General features: G+C 69.5%; 13 protein-coding genes. 8 read left to right on the top strand and 5 right to left on the bottom strand.

Annotated features, from left to right (window positions below):
- Positions 1-258, bottom strand: a 258-nt coding sequence (locus tag ACRX5S_RS40745; protein WP_436778350.1) for a response regulator, incomplete at its 3' end; no start/stop codon positions are given.
- 62 nt (positions 259-320) lie between these two features.
- Positions 321-728, bottom strand: coding sequence for a CBS domain-containing protein (locus tag ACRX5S_RS40740; protein ID WP_436778349.1), 408 nt, complete (start codon positions 726-728; stop codon positions 321-323).
- A gap of 219 nt (positions 729-947) precedes the next feature.
- Here ACRX5S_RS40740 and ACRX5S_RS40735 point away from each other — a divergent pair, with 219 nt between their 5' ends.
- The 4 genes from ACRX5S_RS40735 (at position 948) to ACRX5S_RS40720 (ending at position 6,620) form a co-directional block, all read left to right on the top strand.
- Entirely contained in the window at positions 948-3,338 is a 2,391-nt protein-coding gene (locus tag ACRX5S_RS40735; protein WP_436778348.1) for a phosphoketolase family protein, read from the top strand.
- A 120-nt stretch (positions 3,339-3,458) separates the two neighbouring features.
- A complete protein-coding gene (locus ACRX5S_RS40730; protein WP_436778347.1) occupies positions 3,459-3,596 on the top strand; it encodes a hypothetical protein in 138 nt (45 codons plus the stop codon).
- A gap of 97 nt (positions 3,597-3,693) precedes the next feature.
- A complete protein-coding gene (locus ACRX5S_RS40725) occupies positions 3,694-4,314 on the top strand; it encodes a hypothetical protein (protein WP_436778346.1) in 621 nt (206 codons plus the stop codon).
- Positions 4,315-4,919: 605 nt separating this feature from the next.
- Positions 4,920-6,620 (top strand): GAF domain-containing protein, encoded by a 1,701-nt coding sequence (locus ACRX5S_RS40720; protein WP_436778345.1) that lies wholly within the window; start codon positions 4,920-4,922, stop codon positions 6,618-6,620.
- Here ACRX5S_RS40720 and ACRX5S_RS40715 read toward each other — a convergent pair.
- Together ACRX5S_RS40715 and ACRX5S_RS40710 are read right to left on the bottom strand one after the other, a co-directional pair.
- Positions 6,590-7,114 (bottom strand): pyridoxamine 5'-phosphate oxidase family protein, encoded by a 525-nt coding sequence (locus ACRX5S_RS40715; RefSeq protein WP_436778344.1) that lies wholly within the window; start codon positions 7,112-7,114, stop codon positions 6,590-6,592. The genes ACRX5S_RS40720 and ACRX5S_RS40715 overlap by 31 nt on opposite strands.
- A gap of 81 nt (positions 7,115-7,195) precedes the next feature.
- Positions 7,196-7,669, bottom strand: coding sequence for a CBS domain-containing protein (locus tag ACRX5S_RS40710; protein WP_436778343.1), 474 nt, complete (start codon positions 7,667-7,669; stop codon positions 7,196-7,198).
- 175 nt (positions 7,670-7,844) lie between these two features.
- Here ACRX5S_RS40710 and ACRX5S_RS40705 point away from each other — a divergent pair, with 175 nt between their 5' ends.
- The 4 genes from ACRX5S_RS40705 (at position 7,845) to ACRX5S_RS40690 (ending at position 13,054) form a co-directional block, all read left to right on the top strand.
- A complete protein-coding gene (locus ACRX5S_RS40705) occupies positions 7,845-8,105 on the top strand; it encodes a universal stress protein (RefSeq protein ID WP_436778342.1) in 261 nt (86 codons plus the stop codon).
- A 405-nt stretch (positions 8,106-8,510) separates the two neighbouring features.
- Positions 8,511-10,730 (top strand): vWA domain-containing protein, encoded by a 2,220-nt coding sequence (locus tag ACRX5S_RS40700; RefSeq protein ID WP_436778341.1) that lies wholly within the window; start codon positions 8,511-8,513, stop codon positions 10,728-10,730.
- A gap of 570 nt (positions 10,731-11,300) precedes the next feature.
- Positions 11,301-11,951 carry a flavodoxin domain-containing protein gene (locus ACRX5S_RS40695; RefSeq protein WP_436778340.1) on the top strand — a complete coding sequence of 217 codons (651 nt, stop codon included), beginning with the start codon at positions 11,301-11,303 and terminating at the stop codon, positions 11,949-11,951.
- Positions 11,942-13,054, top strand: coding sequence for an acetate/propionate family kinase (locus ACRX5S_RS40690; RefSeq protein WP_436778339.1), 1,113 nt, complete (start codon positions 11,942-11,944; stop codon positions 13,052-13,054). The genes ACRX5S_RS40695 and ACRX5S_RS40690 overlap by 10 nt, the downstream gene beginning before the upstream one ends.
- Before the next feature lie 101 nt (positions 13,055-13,155).
- Here ACRX5S_RS40690 and ACRX5S_RS40685 read toward each other — a convergent pair.
- Positions 13,156-13,270 (bottom strand): LuxR C-terminal-related transcriptional regulator (locus tag ACRX5S_RS40685; RefSeq protein ID WP_436778351.1); only part of this gene is annotated, 115 nt, incomplete at its 5' end.

Genomic DNA, 13,270 nt, shown 5'->3' with positions numbered 1-13,270 from the left:
GATGAGCGCCTGGATGTGCGGGAAGCGGGAGCGGACCTCGCGGCACACGTCGATGCCGCTGCCGTCCGGCAGACGACCGTCCAAGACCGCGACGTCGGGGTTGAGCGCGGGGATACGGCGCACGGCCTCCTCCGCGGACGCCGATTCACCGACGACCTCGATGTCCGACTCGGCGCCAAGCAGGTCGGCCAAGCCGCGGCGGACGATCTCGTGGTCGTCGAGGAGGAACACGCGAATGGGGGTGTTCGGGGACGTCATGGTGGGCTCTTCTCTTCCTCCGCTGCGGAGGATTCCAGTCTCCCAGGCGGTGCGTCGGTGCGTCAGGCGTCATCGCGCAGCAGCGCGGTGAGGACACCGAGGAGGTCGTGGTCGGTGACCACGCCGAGGGGTACGAGCGTCGACTCGACGACGACCAGCGCGTCCACGCCGAGCCGGCGCATCCGCGTGGCCGCCGTGACGACGTCGATGTCCGGACCGATGAAACTTTGGGCGGGACCGAGGGCGTGCTCGGCGCGGCGGTTCTTCAGGCCGAGCGGATCTGTCGCCCAGACGGCGGCCAGGTCGCGGTCGGACAGGACGCCCCGGGCGATGCCCTGGCGGGTGACGACGAGGTGGCGCAGCCCGCGGGTGAGCATGATGTCCATCGCGGTCCACAGGGAGTCCTGGACGTCGACCGCGACAGCAGGGCCCGTCATCACCGAAGCGACCGTGGGCAGCTCGGTCCTCACGCTCTGTGTGTCTTGCGGACGCTGTGCGGTGGTCTTCATAACGATCTCCGAAATATGGGGACGACAGGGCGTCTGCCGCCTGTCTTCGAGGCTCCCGCACCGGGCAGTTCGGTTACAGGGCCATTCGGCCCTGCCGTTCCTCCCGGTCGCACGGCAGCGTCGAAGAAGGCGCTTCGAGGCGCCGGGATGCCGGCGCCGCGCGACTTCCGAGGGGAAGCCATGACGGACCTCGTCCCGGTGACCGATGCCCACACCGCCGACCTACGTGCCGTGAAGGCGTGGTGGCGGGCCGCGAACTATCTTGCGGTCGGGCAGATCTACCTGATGGACAATCCGCTGCTGACCGAGCCTCTGCGGCCTGAGCACGTCAAGCCGCGACTGCTGGGCCACTGGGGCACCACGCCGGGCCTGAACCTGGTCTATGCGCACCTCAACCGGGTGATCCGCAAGCGCGGAACGTCGCTGATGCACGTCACCGGGCCTGGGCACGGGGGGCCGGCGGCGCTCGCCGGGGCGTGGCTGGACGGCACGTACAGCGAGCGGTACCCGGACGTGCCGCGCGACGCCGACGGCATGCGCACGCTGTTCCGGCAGTTCTCCTTCCCCGGTGGCGTGCCCAGCCACATCGCACCGGTGGTCCCCGGCTCGATCCACGAGGGCGGCGAGCTCGGATACAGCCTGTCGCACGCCTTCGGTGCGGCGTTCGACAACCCGGACCTGGTCGTGGCGTGCGTGGTGGGCGACGGCGAGGCGGAGACCGGGCCGCTGGCCACATCGTGGCACAGCACCAAGTTCCTGAGTCCGGTGACCGACGGCGCGGTGCTGCCGATCCTGCACCTGAACGGCTGGAAGATCGCCAACCCGACGCTCCTCGCCCGGCTGCCGCGCGAGGAGCTGGACGCGCTGCTCACCGGGTACGGCTGGGACCCGGTCCACGTCGAAGGTGACGACCCGGACTCGGTGCACGCCGCCTTCGCACGAGCCTTGGACAGGGCGCTGGACGAGATCACGCGGATCCAGGAGGCGGCCCGGTCCGGCGGCGCGAGCGGTCGTCCGCGCTGGCCGATGATCGTGCTGCGCACGCCCAAGGGCTGGACCGGGCCGCACGAGGTCGACGGCGTCCAGGTCGAGGGGACGTGGCGGTCGCACCAGGTGCCCTTGACGGGCGTCCGCGAAAACCGGGATCACTTGGCGCAGTTGGGAAGGTGGCTGAGTTCCTACCGGCCCCACGAGCTGTTCGGCACCGATGGTCGGCCGCTGCCGGAGGTCTTGGCCAATGTGCCCTCCGGTCAGGCACGGCTCGGGGCGGTCCCGCACGCCAACGGCGGCACTCTGCTGCGCGCGCTGCCGCTCCCGGACGTGCACGGATATGCCGTCAAGGTCGAGGAACCCGGCGCGATCATGTCCGAGCCGACCCGCGCGCTCGGCGAATGGCTGCGCGACGTCATGGCCGCCAGCGCCACGCGACGTGACTTCCGGGTGTTCGGACCGGACGAGACGGAGTCGAACCGGCTCGGCGCCGTGTACGAAGCCAGCCCGAAGGCATGGCAGGGCCCGTTCCTCGACGTCGACCAACATCTCGCGGGCGACGGCCGGGTGATGGAGATGCTCTCCGAACACACCTGCCAAGGCTGGCTGGAGGGATACCTGCTCACCGGCCGCCACGGCGTCTTCTCCACCTACGAAGCCTTCACCCACATCGTGTCCTCGATGTTCAACCAGCACGCCAAATGGCTGCACGAGTCGGCGAAACTCGATTGGCGTCCGCCGATCGCCTCGCTCAACTACCTGCTGACCTCGCACGTGTGGCGGCAGGACAACAACGGCTTCTCACACCAGGACCCCGGCTTCGTCGACCACGTCGTCAACAAACGACCCGAGGTCGTCCGCGTCTACTTCCCGCCGGACGCCAACACCCTCCTGGTCACCGCCGAGCACGTGCTGAACCGCCGCGGCCTGGTCAACGTCGTCGTCGCCGGCAAGCAGCCGTCCCCGAACTGGTTGGACATCGACGACGCCCGTCTGCACTGCGCGCGCGGCGCCGGGATCTGGGACTTCGCCTCCAACGACGAAGGCACCCCGCATGTCGTGCTCGCCTGTGCGGGGGACGTCCCGACGCTGGAGACCCTCGCCGCCGTCGGCCTGCTGCGCCGTCACCTGCCCGAGTTGCGGGTGCGGGTGGTCAACGTGGTCGACCTGATGCGTCTGCTTCCCCACGAGGAGCATCCGCACGGTATGCCCGACGCCGAGTACGACGCGCTGTTCGGCACCGACGTCCCGGTCATCTTCGCCTATCACGGATACCCGTGGCTCATCCACCGGCTCACCTACCGGCGGGCGAACCACGACCAGCTCCACGTGCGCGGCTACAAGGAGTTCGGCACCACGACGACCCCCTTCGACATGGTCGTCCTCAATGACATGGACCGCTTCCAGCGCGTCGTGGACGTGATCGACCGCGTGCCGTCACTCGGCGGAAAGGCAGCCGCTATAAGGCAGCTGATGCTCGACATGCGCGTCCGCCACCACGCCTGGATCCGGGAACACGGCGAGGACATGCCCGAGATCAGCGGCTGGCAGTGGGCCGGCACCGAACCAACCGGCCATTAGACCCGCCCGGTCGGGCTTCCCGGCCCTGGGGGTGAACTCCCCTGCACGGGATGGTGTTTACGCGAGAAGGCAAGCGCAACGCCCGCTTCGACCGCACCTGAAGCCTGAAGGAGGTCCGCCGTGTTCGTCCTCGACACGTACTTCTGGACCGTCTTCGTCCTGGTCATCGCCTGCGGTGCGATCGCCGCAGTCCTGACGGCCGCCGCGCTGGGCCGACCGTTCCGGCGGCACCGCGGAAAGCACGCAGAACACCGCTGAAGGTCCGGCTCGCACCGATCTTCCCAGCAATCTCGTCTCGTATGCCGGCGGCCGCTGACCCTGTGATCCAGCGGCCCACCCACAAGGGGGAACCATCATGGCCGCGCCGCACACCTCCCGCTTCACCGGCGGGCTGCACCTGCCCCGCCTCCGTAGCCGCACCACCCCGGCGGGCGCGCGGGTCGCGACGCTGTCCACGCCCGGCGTCCGCGAGGCCGCACTCGCGGGACTGCGCGTCATCCTCGGCTTCGTGTTCCTGTGGGCGTTCCTGGACAAGGCGTTCGGCTTTGGCTACGCCACCAAGTCCGCCAATGCCTGGGTCGACGGCGGCTCGCCCACCATGGGCTTCCTCTCCCACGTCGACGTCGGACCGATGGCGTCGACCCTGCGCGGCTGGGCTGGAGACACCTGGGCCGACTGGATGTTCATGATGGGCCTCCTCGGCATCGGCGTCGCCGTGACCCTCGGCATCGGCCTGCGCATCGCCGCCGTCTCCGGCACCGTGATGATGGCGCTGATGTGGATCGCCGAATGGCCGCCCGCCAAGCACAACGACTCCGGCGAAGCCACCATGTCCACGAACCCCTTCGCCGACTACCACGTCATATACGCACTCGCGCTCATCGCACTCGCCGCCGTCGCCACCGGCAGCCGCTACGGCCTCGGCGATCGGTGGGCCAAGCTCCCGATCGTCCGGCGCAACCCCTGGCTTCGGTGACGCAGAGACGCAAGTCACCGCCCCGCCAGAGCCCACCGGGCTCCGGCGGGGCACAACCGATGGTGGCGTACCCGCTGTCGGCTCGACGAGTCATCGGTCCGCCGATCCGGGCATCTGAGCCATGGCTCCGGAATTCACGACCGACTACTGCCTTGCGACGGCGCAGCCGAGCGGAGTTCTCCCATGAGCGCCAGAGCAGAACGTCACCATACGCACCGACTACGCGGCCGTGCGCTCGTCCGGCACCTAGGAGGATTCGGAGTGCTGCTCGTCGTCTACGCCGCGGAGCACACCGTTTACACGCGCTCACGCACGGGCTCGCGACTGGGAGCGTGTCGCGCCAATTTGGACGCACACCGCTTGACCGCCGAGGACTGGGGCGCTCGACTGTGACCCATATCTGGCGATGCCGTGATGAATGGGCCCCGTCCACCGGAACGGGCCCTCGCACATGGAGTGTCTCAATCGCCAGAGGCACCGCCCCGTAGGCACAATGGGAGCAACGGCTGCCTCAAGGCGATCGAAGCGGCCGCTGCCGCCTGGGGAGAGTCATGCCGGACGAAGCCGAACCGACTGCGCCACGCGGAAGCGCACCGATCCCGCGTATGCGGTTGGACGAGCTGCTGGACGAGTTGCAGGCACACATCGGCGTCGTCCGCGCCACGCGCGACCGCGTTCACACCCTTCTGGAAGCCGTCCTTGCAGTCGGCAGCGACCTCGATCTGGAGACTGTGCTGCGGCGCATCGTCGAGTCCGCGATCGCGCTGGTCGACGCCCAGTACGGAGCCCTCGGGGTCATCGGGGACGAGGAACGCCTCGCCCGCTTCCTCCCGGTCGGGATGGATGCCGAGACCATCGCCAAGATCGGGCCGTTCCCGTCCGGACGCGGCATCCTCGGACTCGTCATCCGCGACCCGCACCCCATCCGTCTGCACGAGATCTCCGAGCACGCGGATTCCTACGGCTTTCCGGCCAATCACCCGCCGATGCATACCTTCCTCGGCGTGCCGATCCGCATCCGCGACGAGGTCTTCGGCAACCTCTACCTGACGGAGAAGCGCGGCGGAGCGGACTTCGACGAGGATGACGAAGCCGTCCTACGCACTCTTGCCGCGGCCGCGGGCGTCGCGATCGACAACGCCCGGCTGTACGACCAGGCCAAGCGCCGCGAGCAGTGGCTGACCGCCGCATCCGAACTGACCCGCAGCCTGCTCTCGGGAGCGGCGCCCTCCGACGCGCTTCGGGCCTTCGCCGCGACCGTGCGGGAGATGGCCGGTGCCGACCTGGTCACGATCGCCGTGCCGGTGCCCGGCACCGAGGACTTGGTCGTGGACGCCGCGGACGGCGAACAGGCCGACGCGGTCCGCGGCCTCGTCCTCAACGGCGGGGCCACGCTGGCCGGCAAGGTCTTCAGCTCCGGCGAGACCGCCGTCTCCGACAACCTGTCCGCGGATCCCCGCGTCCGGGACGCCGGGGTCGGCGACATCTACGGCGGCTTCGGTCCCGGCTTCATGCTGCCACTGGGCACCGCTGAGCACGTCCGAGGCGTCTTGCAGGTGATGTCGCAGGCAGGACGACCGGTCTTCTCCGAGACGAGCATCGCCATGGTCACCGGTTTCGCCGGACACGCGGCGCTGGCCCTGGAGGTGGCGGAGCGGCGGCGCGAGGCCGAGCTGCTGACCGTGTTCCAGGACCGTGACCGCATCGCCCGCGACCTGCACGACGTGGCCATCCAGCGGCTGTTCGCATCCGGCATGACCCTCCAGGGCGTCACCCGGATAGTCGGCCGCAAGGACGCCGCCGACATGATCATGAAGACCGTCGACGACCTCGACGAGACGATCCGCCTCATCCGCTCCACGATCTTCTCGCTCAAAGCTCGTGAGCGAGGCCAGGCCACCGGCTTGCGCGCCCGTGTCCTGCAACTCGCCGACCAGACCGCCGAACAGCTCGGGTTCGCACCGACCCTGCGCCTGGAGGGTCTGCTCGACACCGCGCTGCCTGAAGAGCTCGGGGAACACGTTCTCGCGGTGCTGCGAGAGGCCCTCTCCAACGCCGCGCGGCACGCGAAGGCGACGCGCGTCGAGGTCTCCCTGGAGGCCCGATCGACCGAGGCGGTTGTCACGGTCACCGACAACGGGGTCGGAATTCCCACTGACCGAACTCGCTCCAGTGGCCTGGGAAACCTGGCGGCGCGCGCGGCCGAACTGGGCGGTGACTTCGAGGTGACCGCACGCGGCGACGCTCCGGGAACCTTGCTGTTCTGGCGCGCGCCTTACCCCGACACGGGCCCGACCGGGGTCTGACACCCGTCTCCGCCGGGAGCATTACCACCGATACGGCGTATCCGGCGTCCGCTCACCAGTTGGGCCTGTATGCGGACGACACGGTCATGCACACCGGGCGCCCAAGGCTCGGGCAGCGCACCGGTGATCCGGTCGTGTTCGGTACCAGGTTCCACGAGCTCGGCCAGCCCGGTGACCACGACACTCCAGCCCGTCCGGCATCCTCGATCGAGGTCGTCGGCCTCGAAAGCCACGACGTTTCCCCTGAGAGTCCGGGCCAGCGTTGAGTCGTGGCTCACGCGAAAGACCACCGCCGAATCCACCAGTACGAAGGTGACCGGCCTGACCGCCGGAAGCGCTTCGTGCGAGAAGACCACCCGCCCGACGTCCACGCTCGCCAGCAGCGCCAGCGCCTCGGCGCGCTCCAGCTCGACAATCTCCGCTCGCCCGGTCTCGCCGGACCCCTCCGCATTCCTTCGCATCCGCCGATCGTCGCCCGGCGACACGTCCGGCACACAGGGCCGAACGGCCCTCGGGCCGCCACCCGGCCCCAGGCCGTGGGACCGGGAGGCAGCACCGCCATGACCGATACCTCCTCAGTCCGGTAGCAGGATCGGGTGCCGGTAACCGTGGTAGCGCGGGGAAGCGCCGCCGGCTTCCTCCCCGCCGAGCAGGCCGGCCAGCACACCAAGGAGATCGTGGTCGGTCACCATGCCGATGGGCCGCTGCTCTGCATCCACGACCACAAGAGCGTCAGCCCCCAGACTTCGCATGCGTACCGCGGCAGTGACCACATCAGTCTCGGGCCCGAGGAACGCCGGAACCGGCGAGATGGCGTCAACTGCCTTCCGATGCTTCAGACCGAGGGGATTCATCGCCCAAACGGCAGCAAGGTCACGGTCGACGAGCACGCCTTTCGCAGTCTCGCCGTGCACCACGACGAGATGTCGGAGACCTCGGCTGAGCATCACATCGACGGCCGTCCACAGCGAATCGTCCGCAGCGACGGACACCACCGGGCTGTGCATCACCGCACCCACGGTGGGCGGCGGCTGTACATGCGCGTTCATGATGGCCTCCTCTTTCCGGCCGAATTGGCAACGCGCCGAATCACCCCTCCACCGTCGGGCCAACCATGCGTCCGCGCACAGGGCCGAACGGCCCATGACAAGCGACGGACGCGGCGAGACGGTGTGAAAGCGGCGTCCTCGGCCGCCCAGGACAGCCGACCTGAGGAGCAAGCCGATGGCCACCGATTCCCTCCCCGCTGCCGGGCACGTGGCCTGCGGCGTCGACGGGTCGAACTTCGCACAGCATGCTGTCGATTGGGCCGCCGACGAAGTCGTCCTGCGGGGAATCGATCTGCGCCTGCTGCATGCGTGGGAGCCCATGGCATTCGAGCCGCACAAATGGTGTGGCGGACTCGGATCTGGACTTCACCCGCCGAAGGCCGCACGGCCGACCTCGTCGCCATGCCAGGCAATCCGTTCGATGACATCTCCATGACCGGACGCGTCGACTTCGTCATGAGAGCCGGGCGCGTGCACCGCCTGCCCCCGACAGCACGCACACCAAAGGGCTGATGTGATGCCGGCCCCGGCGGCTGCCCCCAACGCGCTCCGCTCGGAGACGTTTACCTCAGACCTGGGCTGATCCGGCGGATCTTGTCGCCGTCACCCTTCCGGCAATCGGGTGGCGTTACCGGGTGTCGATCGACATATCTATGACTTGTCATATTTCTTCATCAATGGTGGTGGCATGCCAAGTCCCATGCTGCTGTCCTCCCGCCGGGCTCGCTGGTATGCGTGCGCCGTGGCGAGCCTGACGACTGTGGCGCTGGTGGCGCCGCAAGGCGCTTCGGCGGATCGCGCGGCGCCGCGGTCGGTGCCGTCTCCGTCGGCCGGCTCGTCCGTGATCACTGTCAAGGTCGGCGGCGACCGTACGGGGGCGCAGTCCGTGGGCCCGTTGGCCGGGGTGCGGTTGGCGCTGTTCGCCGAGCCGGAGAACGGACCGCCCGTTGACGTGGTGTGGGCGGTGTGTACGTCGGATGCCGACGGGGACTGTTCGTTCGTCGTCCCGGACACCGGAAGCGGGCAGGAGAACGAGGGCCACCGGTTCTGGGTCGGGCAGGTGCCGGACGGTGTGCCGGCCGGCTGGTACACCAATCCCAGGCTGCGGGTGGGGCCGGGCAGCGGGAGCAATTCCCAGGACCCGGCGTACGTGTTCCAGACGCCCGCCATGGCAGGCGGCACCACGTACGCGTCAACGGTCTCCGGTCCCGACGGGTTCATGCTGAGTTCGACGTACGGCTCGAACTACACCGCGTCCGGCGGTGTCTGGCAGAACTCGCGGAACAATCCGCGGCTGCCGGCGCACTGCGGTGTGGACGTCGCCCTGGTGCTCGACTTGTCGGCGTCCGTGGGCTCGGCGCTGCCGCAGCTGAAGGAAGCGGCGAACACGTTCGCGGACGCGCTGACCGGGACCCCGTCGCGGATGGCGGTGTTCTCGTTCGACCAGGCGTCGCCGTCGACGAGTGTGACCGCCAACCACCCCGAGTTGCAGTCGGTATCGACGAAGGCCGGCGCGACCGCGTTCAAGAACCAGTACGCGGATTGGACGCTCGGCAGGGGCACCAACTGGGACCAGGGCCTGTGGGCGGTCGCGCAGGCGGCCGAGCACTACGAGGCGGTCATCGTGCTCACCGACGGCAACCCGACGCGGTTCGCCGACAACGCGCAAGGCGACGGCTCCAACACGCACTTCCGGGACGTGGAGAACGGCATCTTCTCCGCCAACGCCGTCAAGGCGGAAGGCTCGCGCGTCGTGGCGCTCGGCGTCGGCAAGGGCGTGGAGGGCGTCTCGGCGCTGAATCTGCGGGCGCTGTCGGGCCCGACCGCCTACGACGGGACCAATGCGGGAGGCGCCGACTACTACCAGACGACCGACTTCGCCGCCGCGGGAGGGCAGTTGCGCGATCTGGCGATGGCGCAGTGCAAAGGCAGCATCTCGGTGGTCAAGCAGATCGTCCCCGCAGGGACCACCGGCGAGGACACCACGGGCGCGGTCAACGCCGGTCCCGGCTGGACGTTCGACGCGTCCACCGCGACAACCGGCATCGGCGGGATGCCCGCCACCGAGACCACGACAGACGACGGCACCGGATCGGTGGCGTTCCAGCCGTCCTTCAACGCCGTCGACAACGGCGTCTTCACCATCACCGAAACCCAGCACACCGACCACGAACTCGTCACGCAGAACGGCCGCAACGCGGTGTGCACCGACCTCGGCACAGGCAACCCGGTGGACGTGACGAACACGGGCTCCGCGGGCCGCCCCGGATTCTCCATCGGCCTCGACGCCAGCCAGGCGGTCAGCTGCGTGGTCTACAACCGCACCGTCCAGGCCGCCGACGTCACCGTGGACAAGACCTGGCGGATCAACGGCAAGGCCTACCCCCAAGGCACGCAGCCGGAGGGCTTCGACGCCACACTCACCCTGACCGGCCCCGGAACCGCCGGCGCCACCCCGCAGCCGTGGGGCACGCCGCGGACGGGCTACCGGGTCGGCCAGCAGGCAACGGCGGCGGAGACCGTGCGCTTGGCCGTCGGCTGCACGCTGGACTCGTCGCGGGTCACCGCGGTCGACGGCACACAGACCGACTTCCCACTCCCACACACCGCCGAGGTACGGGCCGCGCACCTGCGGATGGGGATCACCAATACCGTCACCTGCACGCAACCGACCCCCACCCCGTCCCACACCGGGAAGCCGACCCACACGCCGTGGCCGACGCACAGCCACACTCACACGGGGAAGCCGTGGCCGACGCACAGCCACACTCATACAGGGAAGCCGTGGCCGACGCACACGCACCCCACGCCGACGGCCGTACCGCCCACGACCACGCATCCGACGCGGTCGGGGTTCCCGTGGGTGCCGCCGGGTCCGGGTACGGGCCCCGGATCAGCCTCGGAACCGGGAATGGATGACGGTCCGGGCGTCGGACCCGGCGACGGCCACCTGGCAGCCGCAGGCACCCCCGCGCCCCTGGGCTGGCTGGCCGGATCGGCCACGGCGGCCTGCCTTCTGGGCGGCGCGGCGCTGTTCCTGACCCGCCGCCGACGCGGCTGAACCACAGCCACGGCGAAAAGGGCGGCGTCCTCGCGGACGCCGCCCTTTCGACGAGGAACCACCCGTCTGGCACTTTCCGGCACTTCGATCAACCAGGCCGTGTTCGAGATCTTCACACTTCTCACCGCGCCTCCACGTATGCGGCCATACGGCCCGAACATCCCGTCGCGCCCGGCTGGAACACCGGCCGACTCCTGTCGTCTACACGAATCACACGGCGTCTGCGCGCGGCATCGCCGCCGACCCGCGGAGGTGCTGTGCCGACGTCATGAAGGGCATCCCCTCTCGCCGTCGCATCCTGAAGCGCATCGTCCCGCGCGTCTCGTGCCCGAAGAGCTTGGGGCCTTGCCCGGTCTGAGGGACGAAGCCGGTCCGTGCGCCGATCGTCCTGCCGTGCCATTGCGATCATTCCTCCTCGCGTCCGTACTCCGACTGTTCCTCTGTACTGCCTCACGCACTGGGAACACCGCAGGACCTCGTCATCCTGAGCGCCACCCCGGGCCGAACGGCCCTACGGCGCCTGGGAACCGCGCGCGAGAGTGGAAGTGAAGAAGCCGACGCGCCCGGGAGGTGGGTCATGCTCGTCCTCGTCACGTACGCGACCTGCCACGGTTCCACCCGGTCGATCGCGCAGCGCATCGGGGTGCGGTTGGCCGAGTACGGCCACTGCGTCGACGTACACGACGCCGGTTCGGTCCAACACGTCGGCTNTCGATCGCGCAGCGCATCGGGGTGCGGTTGGCCGAGTACGGCCACTGCGTCGACGTACACGACGCCGGTTCGGTCCAACACGTCGGCTACTACCATGCCGTCGTGGCCGGGAGCGCGGTGCACAACGGCGACTGGCTGCCCGAGGGCGCGGAGTTCCTGCACCGGCACGCGCAACTGTTGGCCGAGCGGCCGGTGTGGCTTTTCAGCGTCGGCATGGCGCCGGCCGGACACGGACGCCGCGGATGCTGGTTCGCGGCCCGCACCCGGATTCCTCCGGCCGTCGCCCCTGACCGCGATGTGGTGAACCCGCGCGACATGCACTCCTTCGCGGGCGTCCTCGAGCGCGAGCACACTCCTTGGTACGTACGCCCGTTCATGCGGGCGTTCGGGGGCAGGTTCGGTGACTTCCGGGACTGGAAAGAGGTCGACAAGCGGGCCGGCGGCATCGCCGACAAGCTCACCGCCGAGTGGGCGACCGAGGCCGAGGAGAGGCACGAACCGTGGTACTGACCGTCGCGCGCGTCCTGGTCGTCAACGTCGGCTCGTCCAGCCTCAAGCTCTCGGTGGTCGACGCCGACGGCGTCGCGTCCGCCCAGGCCGACATCTTCTGCCCGGACATGATTCCGCCGGGCGCCGTCGCAGAATTCGTGCGCAACGCCGGGCCGGTCGACGCCGTCGGGCACCGCGTGGTCCACGGCGGCGCCGACTTCAGCGGACCGTCCCTCGTCACCCCGGCGGTCCTCGCACGCATCGCGGCCCTGTCCCCGTTGGCCCCGCTTCATCAGGACCGGGCACTGGCCGCGATCGACGCGGTGCGGGAAGCCCTTGCCGAGGTGCCTGCCGTGGCGTGCTTCGACACCGCGTTCCATCGCACGATCCCGCCCCACGCCGCGACGTACGCGCTACCCGAGGCATGGCGGACCAAATGGAACTTGCGCCGCTACGGCTTCCACGGCCTCTCACACGCCTACGCCGCCCGCCGCGGCGCCGAACTCGCGGGCCTCGATCCCACATCGGCTCGCGTGGTCACCTGCCATCTGGGGGCCGGCGCCTCCCTCGCCGCGGTGCGTGGCGGCGTCTCGGTGGACACGACGATGGGCTTCACCCCGACCGAGGGCCTGGTCATGGCCACCCGCCCAGGCGACGTCGATCCGGGTCTGCTGGTGTGGTTGCTACGCCATGGCGTCGGACTCGACGAAATGGAGGACGCGCTGGAACACCACTCCGGTTTGACCGCTCTCGCCGGTCGGGGAGGGGATATGCGTCTGATCCGCGAAGCCGCGGACAACGGCGAGGAGGCGGCCGTTCTGGCGCGCAAGACCTACGCCTACCGCATCGGCACCCACATCGCCGCAATGGCCGTTGCACTCGGTGGTCTGGACGCTCTGGTGTTCACCGGCGGTGTGGGCGAGCACGACGCCGCCATCCGCGCGGCGTCGATCGCGCGCCTCGGCTTCATCGGCGTCGGAATCGACCCGGAAGCCAACACCCGCGCAGGGTCCGACGCGGACATCTCCGCTGTGGGAGGCGACACCCGCGCCTTGGTGGTGACAGCCCGGGAGGACGTCGAGATCGCCGCCCAGACCCGGCGTCTCCTGCACACGGATCGGTGAAGCGGCCGGCCGTTCGCGCTGCGCAGGAGGGACTGCGGTGCCCTGTCATGCGCACGTGCAGGCCCGTCGGCCGGTTTCGTCGGAGCGATGCGGTGCGTCCCTTACGGCTGGTCGCGCATCTTCTGTACTTCGGTGGCGAACACGGCCGCTTGGACGCGGCGTTCGAGGCCGAGCTTGTTGAGCAGCGCGGAGACGTAGTTTTTGACGGTCTTCTCG

The sequence above is a fragment of the Yinghuangia sp. YIM S09857 genome (genome assembly GCF_051388915.1).
Taxonomy (GTDB): Bacteria; Actinomycetota; Actinomycetes; order Streptomycetales; family Streptomycetaceae; genus Yinghuangia.
Note: the sequence above shows the minus strand (reverse complement) of the source record. Positions and strands in the feature narration are given on the sequence as shown.